We start from the raw sequence: 15,500 nt of genomic DNA, 5'->3' as shown, positions 1-15,500 counted from the left end.
AAGAATTAATGCACGTTAGCGGGAATTGCTTAAAATTCTGGCAACCATCAGTTAGCCGGCTCCCGGCCGATACCCAAAATGGGGTGCCGGACGCGACCTACCCGGCCGCGCCCGCCAGCTTGGCCTCATCAGCCGCTGCGACTATTTCCGTTGTCGCAATCAGGCGCTTCAGTTCGGGGATGCAGGAGCCGCAATTGGTGCCGGCCTTGAGTTTTGCGCCGATCTCGGCCGTCGTGCGCGCGCCTGATACGATGGTCTCGCAAATGGTGCCTCGGCCGACGCCGAAGCAGGCGCAGACGATCGGGCCGGTCGAGGCGGCACCTTCGCTGGACCTGCCGGACAAGAGCATCCGGCGCTGATCGTCGGTGACGCGATCGGCCGCGAAAAGGCTCTTCACCACCTCCCAGTCGCCGGCATCATGCGCGGGGCCGACGAACAGACAGGTCTCGATACGGTCGCCCGAAAACGAAGCCGCGCGGAAAACGCCGCCGCCGAAATCGCGGTACTCTGCCACATCCTCGCCGGCGACACTCTCGAGCCAGGCCGGCCAGCGCGACAGGTCAGCGTTGTCGGCAAAGAGATAGCCGAAGCCGCCGCTGACCGTGACGCGTGTCCACAGCAGGTTTGGCGGCAGATTGAACTGTTTTCGCGACAGCGCAAAACCGCGGAAGACGAATTCATAAGGCGCGATCGCGGCTGGCGTCGCCTTCGTTTCCGGCTGCCCCGAGAACGGATCGGTGAAGGACTGCACCAGAGCTCCGACGCGCCCATGCGAAGCGTTCATCGCACTCCAGTGGATCGGCACGAACAGCGTACCGCGCTGCTGCCGTTCGCTGACGACGACCTTCAGGATACACTGACCGTAGTCGGTGGTAATGCGGGCATAACCGTCGTGAGCAATGCCGTATTTGCTGGCATCGCCGGGATGGATCTCGACGAAGGGCTCGGGCAGGTGCGCGCCCAGCCGCTGACTGAGGCCTGTACGCGTCATGGTGTGCCACTGGTCGCGGATGCGCCCGCTATTGAGCCTCATGGGCCGCGACGGGCCGGTCTCGCCGCGCAGCGCCGGCACCTCGGGCGCAACGAAGCGTCCCTTGCCGTCGTTGGTGAAGAAGCCACCCCCCGCGAAGAACCGCTGTTTCGGTTCTGCGCCTTCGCGCGCCGGCCACTGTACCGGCTTCAGAGCGTCGAAATCCTCGTCGGATAGCGACGTCAGCGCGCCAATGTCGAAGTCGCGGCTGCCATCGTTCTCGAAGGCCGAGAGCGCGGCGTGCTCGCGGAAAATCTCGGCAGCGGATTTGTAATTAAAACTGTCGCCGAAGCCGAGACGCTTGGCGGTCTCGCTGAGGATCCACCAGTCCGGCCGCGCCTCGCCGGGCGCGGGCAGGAACGAACGCTGGCGCGAGATGCGGCGCTCGGAGTTGGTCACCGTGCCCGACTTCTCGCCCCACGCCAGCGCCGGCAGCAACACGTGCGGGCCGGCTTCGACCGTATCGTTGGCGAGCACGTTCTCGGACACGACGAACAGCTCGAGCTTCTTCAGCGCCTCGCGCACGACATCGGCGTCGGGCATCGACACCGCGGGATTGGTGCCCATCACCCACAGCGCCTTGACCTCGCCGCGGTTGATCGCCTCGAACAGCTGCACCGCCTTCAGCCCTTCATGGGTCGCGATGCGCGGCGCCTTCCAGAACCGCCTGACCCGGTCGATATCGGGTGGCGTGAAGCTCATATGCGCGGCCAGCATATTGGCGAGGCCGCCGACCTCGCGGCCGCCCATCGCATTGGGCTGCCCGGTGAGCGAGAACGGCGAGGCGCCGGGCTTGCCGATGCGGCCGGTGGCGAGATGGCAATTCAGGATCGCGTTGACCTTGTCGGTGCCCTGCGCCGACTGGTTGACGCCCTGGGAGTACAGCGTGACCACGCGCGTCGTGTCGCGGAACATCCTGAAGAAGGTGGCGACGTCCTGCTCGGAGAGGCCGGTCGCAAGCGCAGTCGCAATGATGCTTCCGGCGATGTTGCGCGCCCGCGCCAGCGCGTCGTCGAAGCCTGAAGTATTGCGCGCTATATAGTCCTGGTCCAGCGCACCGCTGTCGGCGAGATAGACGAACAGGCCGGAGAACAACGCGGTGTCGGTACCGGGCTTGAGGCCAAGGAACAGATCGACGTCGCTTGCGGTGTCGGTGCGTCGCGGATCGATCACGATCATCCGCGCGCCGCGCTCCGCGCGGTTCTTGAGCATGCGCTGGAACAGAACCGGATGACACCAGGCGGCGTTCGAACCGACGAAAACCAGCAGATCGGCCTGGTCGAGATCCTCATAGCTGCCAGGCACGGTGTCGGCGCCGAAGGCGCGGCGGTGGCCGGCGACCGAGGACGACATGCAGAGGCGCGAATTGGTGTCCACATTAGCGGTGCCGACAAAGCCCTTCATCAGCTTGTTGGCGACGTAATAATCCTCGGTGAGGAGCTGGCCGGACAAATAGAACGCGACCGCGTCAGCGCCATCGCGCGCAACGATGTGCCTCATGCGATGCGCGACATGGTCGAGCGCATCGCTCCAGGCCACGCGCTCGAGCACGCCCTTGCAGCGGATCATCGGGTAGAGCAGCCGGCCTTGCAACCCGACCGTCTCGCCAAGCGCGGAGCCCTTCGAGCAAAGCCGGCCGAAATTGGCGGGATGGTCGGGGTCGCCCGCGATCGCAGCCCCACCTGCGCCATCGGGCGTTGCGAGCACGCCGCAGCCGACACCACAATAGGGACAGGTCGTCTTGGTGGTGCGAAGCGTGGGATCGATGACGGTCATCTCAAGCCGCCTCCATCAAGCAGCTTTGGAAGGAAGCGCGAGCGCGCGGCCGAACATCATGTCGGCGCGGATGGCGGCAATCTTCTCGCGGGTGCGGATCAGCTCGAGGTACCAGAGCGCGTCCGCCGTGTCGCCGATCAGCACGGCGCCGGTGAGGCATCCGTCCGAAATCACCAGCTTCTTGTAGGTGCCGCGCCGACGGTCCGACAGGACCAGGCTCTCGCTGCCCTCACCGCCCATGAAGTCGCCGGCCGAGAACACGCTGACGCCGGATACTTTCAGATTGGTCGACACCACGCTGCCCTGGTAGGCGGCGGGGCGGCCGCCGAGATGCCGCGCCAGAACGCGTGCCTGCTCATAGGCGGGTTCGACCAGTCCATAGCAGGTGCCGCGATGCTCGGCGCATTCGCCGAGCGCGAAGATGTCGGGAGACGCCGTCTGCATCACATCGTTGACGACGATGCCGCGGTTGACCGCGATGCCGGCGTCCTTGGCGAGCGCAATGTTGGGCCTGATGCCGGCAGCGAAGATCACGGCGTCCGCCTCGATCTGGCTGCCGTCGGCCAGCTCCACGGCTTCGACATGGCGCTCGCCGTGGATGCGGTCGGTCGAGGCATTGAGCATGACGCGGATGCCCTTGCGCTCGACCAGCGTCTTGAGCAGCTCGGCGGCCGGCCCATCGAGCTGACGCTCCATCAGCCGGTCCATCAGATGCAGCAAAGTCACGGGCGCACCGGCTTTGGCGAGGCCATAGGCCGCCTCGAGGCCGAGCAGGCCGCCGCCGACCACGACGACACGCTTCTTCGCCGCCGCCAGCGTCAGCAGCAGATCGACGTCACGCGTGTCGCGAAAAGTGTGCACGCCTGAGAGATCGGCGCCGGGCACGCTGAGCCGCAGCGGCGTCGATCCCGTCGCGAGCACGAGCTTGGAATATTCCATGCTCTCGTCGCCCTCGATCTTGAGCTCGCGGCGGCCGGTGTCGATCTCGGTGACGCGATAGCCGTAGCGCACCGTGACGCCGCGATGACGCCACCAGTCCGCCGGCCGGAGCTCGATCTCGTGCGAGCCGGTCTCGCCGGCCAACACGGATGAGAGCAGCACGCGGTTGTAAGCGAGCCGCGGCTCCTCGCCGATCACAGCGACCGCGTAGCGGCCGAGCGCGGTCTTGGCGAGCTCGTCGACCAGACGAGCGGCTGCCATACCGTTACCGACGATGACGAGCGGTTCACTCACAAGGCATCTCCTATTCGGCGGCCTGCGCAGTTGCGCCGTAGGCCTCGGACATCATGTAGCCGGACAGCACGCCGTAAGCGTCCGTCCAGGCGGTTGCAAGTTCGGGCGTCCAGGCCTCGCCAAGGCCCTTCTCCAGGGTCCACAGCAGGGTCGCGCCGACCACGGGATAGTGCTCGGCCTTGGCGCCGTAGGCGACGTGACGCTTGGCGAGCGCCGAGGCCGCGGGAAGAATCGTTTCGAGATTCGAGAGGCCGCCAACAACAGCAGCGAGCATGCCCATCAGCTTCTTGCGCTGCTCGGTCATGTCCTCGGGAAACATCGCGCGCACGGACGGCGCCACTTCGAACAAGCGGTCGTAGAACAGCACGGCGACTGCTTCTGAAATCGGTGCGACCTTGGAAAAGCTTTGCTGCACGAGGGCGATCTGCTCAGGCGTCATGATGGTCTCCTGTCTGTTTCGGTCTGCCTTTGTCCGCGTCGTTGCGGAAAAAGTTCATGGGTCAAACGTCATCAGAGCGGCTTCTCCCCGCGTACGGGGAGAAGCGTGTTTCATGCCAAGTGTCTACACGCGCGCTTCGGCAAGGCTTGGCGCGCCTTCAGTCTGCGGGCCGCGACGCAAGTAGAACCACCAGGTCAGAGCAAGGCAGGAGGCGTAGAACACGAGGAAGATCGCGAGCGCGACCTGCGGACCGCCGGTCGCGGCGATCGACTTGCCGAAGCTGCTCGGGATCAAATAGCCGCCGACGGCACCGACCGCGCCGATGAAGCCGACCGCCGCACCGCTCTCGATGCTTGCCGTCTTCAGCGCCATCGCGCGCGCCGCATCGCCCTTGCCGCGCACCTTGAAGAGGTTTTCTTCGCGGAAGATCGACGGGATCATGCGGTAGGTCGAGCCGTTGCCGATGCCGGTCGTCACGAACAGCATCAGGAACATCGTGAGGAATCCGGTGAAGTCCTTCTGGCCGACGAAGTAGAGCACGCCGATCGTCGCCGCCGCCATCGCGATGAAATTCCAGAAGGTGATGACGGAGCCGCCGATCTTGTCGGCGAGCCAGCCGCCGAGCGGGCGTGCCAGCGACCCGACCAGAGGTCCGAGGAACGCGATCGAGATCGTCACCGTCGGAAACTGCGTCTTGATCAGCAGCGGAAACGCAGCAGAGTAGCCGATGAAGGAGCCGAATGTTCCGATGTAGATATAGGCCATGATCCAGGTGTGCTTGCGCTTGACGATCGCGAGCTGGTTCTTCACCGACGACTTGGCCGAGGTCAGGTTGTTCATGAAGAACACCGCGCCGAACACCGCGATCGCGATCGGCAGCACCCACATCAGGCCCGCATTCTGCAAGTACACACCGCCGACCGGGCTCGCCTGGAACAGGTTGATGATTCCGAGGGTCATCAGGATCGGGGTCAGGAGCTGCACGCTGGAGACGCCGATATTGCCGCCAGCGGCATTGAGGCCCAGCGCCGAGCCCTTCATCCTGTCAGGGAAGAAGAACGAGATGTTGGTCATGCTGGAGGCGAAATTGCCGCCGCCGAGGCCCGCCGTAGAAGCGATCAGCAGCATCAGCCAGAACGGCGTCTCGGGCTGGCTCACGAAGTAGGCGAGCGACAGCGTCGGAATGAACAGGATTGCCGCACTGAAGATGGTCCAGTTGCGACCGCCGAAAGTCGTCACCGCAAACGTATAGGGGAAGCGCATCAACGCGCCGATCAGGCCGGGGACGGCCACGAGCTGGAACAGCTCATCAGTCGAGTAGTGGAAGCCTGCCTGCGGCAGCTTGGTCGCGACGATGCTCCAGATCAGCCACACGGAGAAGCCGATATGCTCGGCCACGATCGACCAGATCAGGTTACGCCGGGCGATGGTCTTGCCTGTCGCATTCCAGAACTCCTCATCCTCCGGTCTCCACTCTGAGATCCAGGTCGGACTGTCTTCCCTCATTGGAAAAATCCCTTTCACTAGGAAGGCGCGACACCGACAAATCGCGGACGCAAAGCGGCACGCTCGGGGAAAGCCCCCGATTGGGCGGTGTCACAGATTGGTTGATTGCTTGTGACGGCGTCGATGGCGTCAGAACTGGTAATTCAAGCCTTGTGCCAACGGCGGCCCGAAACAAAACATGTTCAAAAACAATATGTTATATAAATTGATGATTTTTAGACAGGCCTATAATTGCATCAAACTTCGGCTTCTCGCTCAATTCTTGAATGCTGATTCGCCCGTTGATTGTGCGTCGCACAAGAGTTGTGCAGCCGCCCGACTTTTCGCCACAGGCCCCCTTTGGCAGCCGACGAGAGCCAATTTTCGTGGCGCGATCGCCTGCAAATGTGGGGCAGAAGCCCTCTCCAGACAGCCGCCCCGGGCCGCCTCGCCTTTGGCACATCGATTGCTTCTTAACGTGCAGGTCAACGATGACTGCAGTGAGCCTGGGGCATCGCGCTTCCGACGGCCACTAGGATAGCGAAGCCTGTTCGCTGAACCGCGGTCATCGTGACGCTATCCCAGTGCATGCCGACATCGCCCAGTTCGCTCCCGCCCCACGGGGTGCAGTTCATCGGATTGACCGGGGCGCGCTCCGGCAACCGTCGCGCCTCGAGTTTCACACGCACAAAGGAATGGCTGATGTCGTATCTCGCGCCTTCGGAATTCGTCACCAAGATGGTGGACGCTGGGGAATCCAAGATCTTCATGTCCACTCGGGATACGGTTATCCGCGCCTACATGGCCGGCGCTATCCTGGCACTCGCGGCGTGGTTCGCCGTCACCATCAACGTCAACACCGGCCAGCCGATCGTCGGCGCGCTGCTGTTCCCGGTCGGCTTCTGCATGCTTTATCTGCTGGGCTTCGACCTTCTGACCGGCGTCTTCGTGCTCTCCCCGCTCGCGCTGCTCGACAAGCGGCCCGGCGTCACGCTCGGCGGCGTCCTGCGCAACTGGGGTCTGGTCTTCATCGGCAATTTCGGCGGCGCGCTGACCGTGGCTTTCATGATGGCGTTCGTGACGACCTTCGGCTTCACCCAGGAGCCCGACAAGGTCGGCACGGCGATCGGCAACATCGGTGAAGGCCGCACGCTCGGCTACGCCGCCCATGGCGCCGCCGGCATGGCGACGCTGTTCATCCGCGGCATGCTCTGCAACTGGATGGTCTCGACCGGCGTCGTCGGCGCGATGATCTCGACCACCGTGCCGGGCAAGGTGATCGCGATGTGGATGCCGATCCTGGTGTTCTTCTACATGGTGTTCGAGCACTCCGTGGTGAACATGTTCCTGTTCCCGTCGGGCCTGATGCTGCACGCCAAGTTCTCGATCCTGGACTATTTCATCTGGAACGAGATCCCGACCGTGCTGGGCAACCTCGTCGGCGGCCTCGCCTTCACCGGCCTGACCCTCTACACCACGCATGTGCTGACGAAGCCGAAGCGCGAAGTGGCGGCGAAGGCCAAGCCGCGCGCTGCGGCCTAAAGCAATCGCTGTTTGAGCGAGGAAGCCTTGTCTGACAAGGGAGCTTTGCCTGCTAAGGTGAAGCTCCCTTTGCATTGGTGGCGAGGATGAGCCGCGGGCTGAAGATTTCTATCGGGCAGCACTCCGACAAGGGCCGCAAGCCGGTCAACCAGGACTTTCACGGCGCGCTGATTCCGACCGAGCCGCTGCTCAGCCTGAAGGGCATCGCAATCGTGCTCGCCGACGGCATCTCGAGCAGCGCGGTGAGCCAGGTCGCGAGCGAGTCGGCGGTCAAGAGCTTCCTGACCGATTATTACTGCACCTCCGAATCCTGGACGGTGAAGAATTCGGCACGGCGCGTTCTGGAGGCGACCAACTCCTGGCTGCACGCGGAAACGCGGCGCAGCCAATATGCTTACGATCGCGACAAGGGTTACGTCTGCACCTTCACGGCCATGGTCATCAAGTCGACCACGGCCCACATCTTTCACGTCGGCGATTGCCGGATTTACCGCGTCGCCGGCAAGGCGCTCGAGCAGCTCACCGACGATCACCGCATCATCGTTTCGTCCGAGCAGACCTATCTCGGCCGCGCGCTCGGGATCAATCCGCAGATCGAAATCGATTACCAGGCCGTCCAGGTCGAGCCTGGCGACATCTTCCTGCTGGCAACGGACGGCGCCTACGAATTCGTCGATCATCGCTTCGTCACGAGCACCCTCGCGGCGTCTGCCGCCGATCTCGACGCGGCCGCGCAAACCATCGTCGAGGAAGCCTATCGGCGCGGCAGCGACGACAACATCACCGTGCAGATCCTGCGTATCGACGAAGTGCCGCAAGTCGGCTCGGTCGATATTTTCGGTGGCACGGCCGAACTGCCGCTGCCGCCGCTGCTGGAGCCGCGCGCCTTGTTCGACGGTTACCGCATCGTCCGCGAAGTGCATGCCTCTAGCCGCAGCCACATCTACCTCGCGGTCGACACCGAGAGCGAGGAGATGGTCGCGCTAAAGATTCCGTCGATCGATCTGCGCGACGACCCCGCCTATCTGAAGCGTTTCCTGATGGAGGAGTGGATCGCGCGCCGGATCGACAATCCCCACGTCCTGAAGCCGCGCTCACGGTCGAGGCGGCGCAACTATCTCTACGTCGCCACCGAGTTCATCGAGGGGCAGACGCTGAGGCAGTGGATGCTGGACAATCCGCGACCCGACCTCGAGACCGTGCGCGGCATCATCGACCAGGTCGCATCAGGCTTGCGCGCCTTCCACCGCATGGAGATGCTGCATCAGGATTTGAGGCCCGACAACATCCTGATCGACAAGACCGGCACGGCGAAGATCATCGACTTCGGAGCGGTCAAGGTCGCCGGCGTCGTCGAGGCAGCACCCAATCCTGATGATGCCGAGATCCTCGGCACGGTTCAGTACACCGCGCCGGAATATTTTCTCGGCGAAGGCGGCTCGCCGCGGTCGGACATGTTCTCACTGGCGAGCATCTGCTACCAGATGCTGACCGGAAGCCTGCCCTATGGCGCCCAGCTCGCCCGCATCAGAGGAAGATCGGATGCGTGGAAACTCAGATATCGTCCGGCCAGCCACGATGACCGCGCGGTCCCGGTCTGGATCGATGGCGCGCTCCGGAAAGCGCTGCATCCCGATCCCAACAAGCGCCACGAAGACCTGCCGGAGTTCACTTACGAGCTCCGGAACCCCAATCCAGCCTATCTCGGCACGCGGACCACGCCCTTGCTGGAGCGCAATCCGCTGCTGTTCTGGAAGGTGACAAGCGTGACGCTGGCCTGCGTCGTCGTGGTCCTGCTCGCGTTGCTGCACGCGCGCTAGCGTGATGATCGCTCAGGCCGGCTCGGCCGCTTTCGTCCCCAGCGGCTTTGGCGCGATACCACCGCCCGGCTTGAGATGGAATTCATAGCTCATCAGATGCCATTTCCCGTTCGCCTTGCCGCCGTCGGGCATCTCAGGCTCGTTGCGCGGCTCGACCTTGGCGACGAGATCGTCCTTGACGCCGAACACCACGTCGGAATCGAGATATTTGTCGCCCTCCATGAAGACGTGGGTGATCAGCGGCTCGTAACCCCTGGCATTGACCAGGAAGTGCACATGCGCGGGACGCATCGGATGGCGCCTGGTCTGCACGATCATCTCGCCCACCGGCCCGTCCGTCGGGATCGGATAACTGCAAGGCAAGATCGTCCGGAAGAAGAAGCGGCCGTCGCTGTCGGTGATGAAGCGTGCCCGCGCCGAGGCACCGACCTCGTCGTAATTCGCCTTCTGGGAATCATAGAAGCCGTCATCGTCGGCGTGCCAGACGTCGACCGGAACGTTCGCGAGCGGCTTGCCGTGCAGATCGGTGACCCGGCTCTGCACGAACATCCGTTCCCCCGTGAGATTGTTCGGCGAGATGTCGGTGCCGTGGGCAGTGACCTTGTGCTCGCCGACATAGAACGGGCCGAGCACGGTGGTTTGCGTTGCGCCCTCGCGGTCGCGATGATTGACCGCGTCGACCAGCATGGAGACGCCGAGCACGTCGGAGAGCAGGATGAACTCCTGGCGGGTGTCGGTGCATTTCTGGCCGGTGCGCGTGAGAAATTCGATGGCGTATTCCCACTCCTCGAAGGTGAGACCGGTCTTGCTCACGTAATCGTGCAGCGACTTCACCAATTCCTGGAGCAGGAATTTGGCACGTGGATTGGGCGTGTTGTCGAAGCTTTTGACGACAGCCTCGGTGAGTTCGGTCTCGTTGAACTGGGTCATGGTGCGTTTACCCTGAGTTTTCTCGTTGGCCCGGCTGGGCTCCTTGGCGTTCCAGATTGGAGCCTACACCATCAGGCGGCCTCGCGTTAAGCGAGACCCGCTTGGAATAAGGCCGTCACTTCGGCTATCAACGCCTGAGAAAACTGCCCGGAGGAACTGATGCTCGCCCCTACCCCCGCCTCGCCCGAATCCGTGGGCATGTCCAAGGCCGCGCTCGACCGTGTCGACGCCCATCTGAAGGCCAGGTACATCGATGCCGGCCGTTTCCCGGGCACGCATCTCCTGGTCTACCGCCGCGGCAAGGTCGCCCACAGCACCGTCCAGGGCTTTGCCGATGTCGAGCGCAAGGCACCGGTCAAGGACGACACCATCTACCGCATCTATTCCATGACCAAGCCGCTCACCAGCGTCGCCTTCATGATGCTGGTCGAGCAGGGGCTGGTCGCGATCGACGAGCCGGTCGCAAAATACATTCCGGAATGGAAGAATCTCGGGGTGTTCGTCGCCGGCAGCCATCCGAACTTCCTGACACGGCCGCCGTCCCGGCCAATGCTGATCGTCGACCTGCTCCGGCATACGTCCGGGCTGACCTATGGCTTCCAGCAGCGCTCCAATGTCGATGCCGCCTATCGCGCCGAGAAGATCGGCGAGGTCGAGAAATCAGGCACGCTTCAGGGCATGATCGAGAGCCTCGCAAAGATCCCGCTCGAATTCTCGCCCGGGGAGGCCTGGAACTACTCGGTCTCAACCGACGTGCTCGGTTACCTCGTCGGCAAGATCTCAGGGATGCCCTTCGAGCAATTCCTGAAGCAACGCATCCTCGATCCGCTCGGTATGACCGACACTGATTTCCACGTCCCGGCCTCGAAGGCGCATCGCTTCGCCGCCTGCTACAACGCCGATCCCGGCGGTGGATTCACCATGCATGCCGGCCAGCGCCGCGAGGGCCTGACGCTTCAGGACGATCCGGCCAGGAGCTCGTTTCTGGCACCGCCCTCTCTCATTTCCGGTGGCGGCGGGCTCTGCTCGACCATGGCTGACTATCTCACCTTCTGCCGTGCGCTGCTCAACGGCGGCGAGCTTGGCGGTGTCAGGCTGATCGGGCCGAAGACGCTGGCGCTGATGACGACCAACCATATTCCGGGCGGACGGGCGCTGCCGGACGTGTCGCGCTCGCTGTTCTCGGAAGCGACCTACAACGGCATCGGCTTCGGTCTCGGCTTTGCAGTGACGATGCGCCCCGCGGAGACGCTGATCGCCGGCAGCCCCGGCGAATACAATTGGGGCGGCGCCGCCACGACCTCGTTCTGGATTGATCCGGCGGAGGAACTGATTGCCATCTTCATGACCCAGGTGCTGCCGTCGAGCGCCTATCCGATCCGGCGCGAGCTGCGCAGCATGGTCTACGCCGCGATCACCGACAGCAATCTTTGACGTTCCTAACATTTTTTGCAACGGGCTCCTCGATTGATCGCGGAGCCCGTTGCTATTTTCAGCTCAGTGGAAATGGCCGATCAGATAGATGCCGCCGCCAACCACCAGCACGGCCGGCACGGCCCACAAAATCAAGACTGGCATGTGCATCCTCCTCAGTTCGACGTGCAGACCTTGACGGTCTTCATGCCGCTCTCAGCCTCGGTGCGCGATTTGTAGATCGTGCCCGAGGGGCTGACGACGGTCGTGCTCGTGTCCGTCGGCTTCTTGTCGACGATTGTGCACTTCTTAGTCTTGACGTCCTGCACGACGTAGAACTCGTCGGCCGCGAACGCCGGCAGTGAAAACGCAGCAACCATCAGTGCCGCGGTTGCGATCCTCAGCTTCATTCTCTCCTCCTCCAATTGCCGGGCGTTCCGCGCCCGGTCGATTTGCAAACGGGAAAAAGTAGCAATTTGTTCCTATCGATCGGGAACGTCACTTTTTGAGAGGAGTTGACGGAGGGATCGCCCTCTCGGAGTCGATGACATGACAACGCAACGAGAAGCCCGGATCGCCGGGCTGAGCCTGGCCACCGTGTACGCGGTGTGCCTCCTGCTCACCGCAATCAGCATGAGCTGAAGCGTCCGCAACTGCGCTGCAAAAATCCGGTTCGGCCTGCTGGAGCGATCCGAAAATCGTGGCGCCCCGCACGTCCTGCCCGTATTGTTCTCTTCAAAATCATAATCCGGCGCAGCTGCGCTGGAACCGGGACGCCCGCGTTTGTCAAAGCTCACCCTGCCGGTCCGGCTCGCTCTCCTGGTCACGGGAACGATGTTGCCGCTGATCGTCTTCGCCGTCGGCATCGCCTATTCCAATTATCGCCAGGACCGCACCGACGCGGCGCGCCGGGTGCTCGAGACGGTACGCAGCATGCGCCTCGTGCTCGACTCGGAGGTGCAAAGGATGACAGGCGGGCTGCAGGTGCTCGCGCTCAGCGAGTCCTTGAGGAGGGGCGACTTCGACAGCTTCCGCCGCTTGGCAGCCGGGTTCATCAACCAATATGGCGAGGACAGCGTCCTGCTGCTGGCCGACAGGTCCGGGCACCAGCTGTTCTCGACGCTGACGACGGATACCGCGAGCTTACCGACACGCAGCAACCGCGAAATCGTCGAGCGAGTCTTTGCGAGCAAAACACCGCAATTCTCGGATCTGTTCACCGGCTCGTCAAAGAAGCGTCCGATCGTCACCGTCGAAGTTCCCGTGCTGCACGACGGCGAGGTGGTCTATACACTCTCTTTCAGCCCGCCGATCGACATCTTCCAGCACTTGGTCGAACGGCAGCGCCCCGACGAGCAATGGACCGTGTCGCTGCTCGACAGCAAGGGTATCGTGTTTGCGCGTGTCCCCAATCTGAACGAGACATTTGGTAAGCAAGCTTCGCCATCGCTTTACGAGGCGATGTTCCGCACACCCGAGGCAACGCTGTCGAGCGTCTCTCTCGACGGCGTCGCGCTCGCGTCGGCCTATACGCGATCGCGGCTGACCGGCTGGACCGTCGCCGCCGGCGTCACCGAGAGTTCGCTGATCGCACCGCTTTGGCGCAACATCGCGATCACCAGCCTGATCGGCGGCGTGATGCTGCTGATCGGTCTCACCTTTGCGGTCAGAATGGCAACCACCATCGCGCGCGGCGAGATGCTGCACAATCTGCTGATCGATGAGCTCAACCATCGTGTCAAGAACACCTTGGCCTTGATGCAGGCGATCGCGGTGCAGACTTTCCGCAGCGCCAGCCGCGACGAGCGGACCAAGTTCGAGGGACGCCTCGGCGCGCTCGCCGAAGCGCACAATCTTCTCAGCCAGGAGAAATGGGCGGGCTCGGAGCTGCGGGACGTGATCGCCCGCGCGCTTCAGCCGTTCCTGCTGACCAATCCCGACCGCATCCGCATGGCCGGACCCTCGGTGCCGCTGTCACCGCGGCTCGCCGTGGTGTTGTCGATGATCGTGCACGAGATCGCCACCAACGCCGCGAAATACGGCGCGCTCTCCAACGAGACCGGCCGGGTGACGCTGGACTGGGAGGTCATCGCCGATGCACCGAAGCCGCGGCTCCGGCTGATCTGGACCGAGATCGGCGGCCCGCCGGTGACGGAGCCGGTGCGGCGCGGCTTCGGCTCGCGCCTGATCGAGCGCAGCGCCCGCGACCAGCTCGGCGGCGAGGCAACGGTGGACTTCCTGCCGCGCGGCGTGGTCTGCACGGTGACCTGCGCGCTGGACGAGACGAGGTGAGCAGAATACGGCGCGCGGGAACCTGCTCGTTGCGCGGCCCTACCCGATCGTCTGCAACACGGGAAACATCTCCAGCAGCCAGATGCTCACATTCGAGACCGCGCCGGTGAGGAAGCCGATGCCGGTGATGACCATCAGCACGCCCATGGCGCGCTCGACATTGACGAGATGGCCCTTCATCCGCGCGAACAGTCTTGAGAACTGCTCGATCATCAGCGCCGCGATCAGGAAGGGAATGCCGAGGCCTGCCGAATAGACCGCAAGCAGCCCCGCGCCCTTCGTCACGGTCGCCTCGGCCGCCGCGATCGAGAGGATCGCGGCGAGGATCGGACCGATGCACGGCGTCCAGCCGAACGCGAAGGCAAGACCCATGATGTAGGCGCCCCAGAGCCCGACCGGCTTCGGAATCGGGAGCCGGCCTTCACGCATCAACAGGCCGATACGCGTCAGCCCGAGGAAGTGCAGGCCCATCACGATGATGACGATGCCGGCAAGGATCGACAATTCCGCCGACCAGGCGCGGATCAACCCACCGATCAGCGAGGCGCTGGCGCCGAGCGCCACGAACACCGTGGAGAAGCCGAGCACGAACAGCAGCGCCGACATCATGATCGCGCGCTTCGAGGCGGCAGCCGGTTCGTCGCTTTCGACGTGCTCGATCGTGGCGCCGGTGAGATAGATCAGATAGGGCGGGACCAGGGGTAGGACGCACGGGGAGAGGAAGCTGACGAGACCGGCAATCATCGCCGCGGGAATCGAAACATTTTGCATGATGCAGTCGGAGCCATCTGCGGCCGCCAAGCTGCGCGCGGGGAATGCGCGCGGGGCCGGGGCCGCACCAGCTCTGGTGTAGCCGATGCCGCGGAATGCGCAACAGAGGCGCGATCAAACCAAGGCTCCTCCCGATGCCGTCTGCGATCACAGATGCGGCATCGGGACGCGCACAAATCTCGCCAAAAAGCGAGATCAGGCGGCGCGGCTACTTCACCACGCGGAGCAGCGGACGCCGGGGCTGGTCCTGCGTCTGCTTGGAAGGGGGCAGCGGCTCGCTGGCAGCGCTCCGCAGCATTTCGTCGCACAGGGCCTTGAGATCGGCACTGTCAATTCCTTTGAGCTTCATCCTGACATCGAGGATGACGATCGAGAGCAACTCGGCCGACTCACGGCTGTTGCTCTCGTTGAGAACCTTGCGGCACTCCTCGAGCGTCTCGAGCACCGACTGCAATTGTTCGTCTGTATGCGACACCGGCGTTCTTTCCGTTATTTCGGGCTGCGAGACGTGCTTGAAACGATGTCCTCGGCCGCCAAAGAGACCATAGGATAGCACGAGGATTCCGAGCCCTCGAATACGATTACACTGCGTTTTTGCGTCGAAACAGCGGTTCCCGACCGCGTCGCTCCGCGGCGCAAGTCGGAACGGTCGAAGATGAAACGCAGGTCGAGGTGTGATTGATCCATTCCAAGGGAACTTCGACGAGAACGCGCGTCATATCTCACGCCGTCCTGAGATCCACATGGACCCGGCAATCCCGCAGCCACA

General features: G+C 63.4%; 12 protein-coding genes. 4 read left to right on the top strand and 8 right to left on the bottom strand.

Annotated features, from left to right (window positions below; translation table 11 throughout):
* Positions 1–97 precede the first annotated feature (97 nt).
* The 4 genes from Q0687_RS18840 to Q0687_RS18825 form a co-directional block, all read right to left on the bottom strand.
* Positions 98–2,806, bottom strand: a complete 2,709-nt coding sequence (locus Q0687_RS18840) for a nitrate reductase (protein WP_298879606.1) — start codon at positions 2,804–2,806, stop codon at positions 98–100.
* A gap of 15 nt (positions 2,807–2,821) precedes the next feature.
* Positions 2,822–4,039, bottom strand: a complete 1,218-nt coding sequence (locus tag Q0687_RS18835) for an FAD-dependent oxidoreductase (protein WP_298879604.1) — start codon at positions 4,037–4,039, stop codon at positions 2,822–2,824.
* A 10-nt stretch (positions 4,040–4,049) separates the two neighbouring features.
* Positions 4,050–4,478, bottom strand: coding sequence for a globin family protein (locus tag Q0687_RS18830; protein ID WP_298879602.1), 429 nt, complete (start codon positions 4,476–4,478; stop codon positions 4,050–4,052).
* 123 nt (positions 4,479–4,601) lie between these two features.
* On the bottom strand, positions 4,602–5,984 hold the full coding sequence (locus tag Q0687_RS18825) for an MFS transporter (protein ID WP_298879600.1): 1,383 nt from the start codon (positions 5,982–5,984) through the stop codon (positions 4,602–4,604).
* Positions 5,985–6,665: 681 nt separating this feature from the next.
* Here Q0687_RS18825 and Q0687_RS18820 point away from each other — a divergent pair.
* Positions 6,666–7,505 carry a formate/nitrite transporter family protein gene (locus tag Q0687_RS18820; RefSeq protein ID WP_298879599.1) on the top strand — a complete coding sequence of 280 codons (840 nt, stop codon included), beginning with the start codon at positions 6,666–6,668 and terminating at the stop codon, positions 7,503–7,505.
* A gap of 86 nt (positions 7,506–7,591) precedes the next feature.
* Complete coding sequence (locus Q0687_RS18815; RefSeq protein WP_298879597.1) at positions 7,592–9,325, top strand: bifunctional protein-serine/threonine kinase/phosphatase; 1,734 nt, start codon at positions 7,592–7,594, stop codon at positions 9,323–9,325.
* A 12-nt stretch (positions 9,326–9,337) separates the two neighbouring features.
* Here the strand turns inward: Q0687_RS18815 and Q0687_RS18810 are convergent, their stop codons facing one another.
* Complete coding sequence (locus Q0687_RS18810) at positions 9,338–10,255, bottom strand: intradiol ring-cleavage dioxygenase (RefSeq protein WP_298879594.1); 918 nt, start codon at positions 10,253–10,255, stop codon at positions 9,338–9,340.
* Positions 10,256–10,414: 159 nt separating this feature from the next.
* On the opposite strand from Q0687_RS18810, the gene Q0687_RS18805 reads away from it, so the two are divergent.
* A complete protein-coding gene (locus Q0687_RS18805) occupies positions 10,415–11,689 on the top strand; it encodes a serine hydrolase domain-containing protein (RefSeq protein ID WP_298879592.1) in 1,275 nt (424 codons plus the stop codon).
* A gap of 155 nt (positions 11,690–11,844) precedes the next feature.
* Here Q0687_RS18805 and Q0687_RS18800 read toward each other — a convergent pair whose 3' ends face one another.
* Positions 11,845–12,078 carry a hypothetical protein gene (locus Q0687_RS18800; RefSeq protein ID WP_298879590.1) on the bottom strand — a complete coding sequence of 78 codons (234 nt, stop codon included), beginning with the start codon at positions 12,076–12,078 and terminating at the stop codon, positions 11,845–11,847.
* Between the two features lie 424 nt (positions 12,079–12,502).
* On the opposite strand from Q0687_RS18800, the gene Q0687_RS18795 reads away from it, so the two are divergent.
* Positions 12,503–13,960 carry a sensor histidine kinase gene (locus Q0687_RS18795; protein ID WP_298879932.1) on the top strand — a complete coding sequence of 486 codons (1,458 nt, stop codon included), beginning with the start codon at positions 12,503–12,505 and terminating at the stop codon, positions 13,958–13,960.
* A gap of 39 nt (positions 13,961–13,999) precedes the next feature.
* On the opposite strand, the gene Q0687_RS18790 is transcribed toward Q0687_RS18795, so the two are convergent.
* The gene (locus tag Q0687_RS18790) at positions 14,000–14,731 is read right to left on the bottom strand and encodes a cytochrome c biogenesis protein CcdA (protein ID WP_298879588.1); all 732 of its coding nucleotides are present in this window, start codon (positions 14,729–14,731) and stop codon (positions 14,000–14,002) included.
* Positions 14,732–14,939: 208 nt separating this feature from the next.
* Positions 14,940–15,206 (bottom strand): hypothetical protein, encoded by a 267-nt coding sequence (locus Q0687_RS18785; protein ID WP_128953071.1) that lies wholly within the window; start codon positions 15,204–15,206, stop codon positions 14,940–14,942.
* Positions 15,207–15,500: the final 294 nt, after the last annotated feature.

This window comes from uncultured Bradyrhizobium sp. (assembly GCF_936928535.1).
In the GTDB taxonomy this organism is placed as follows: domain Bacteria; phylum Pseudomonadota; class Alphaproteobacteria; order Rhizobiales; family Xanthobacteraceae; genus Bradyrhizobium.
This window is presented reverse-complemented; position numbering and strand designations above follow the sequence as displayed.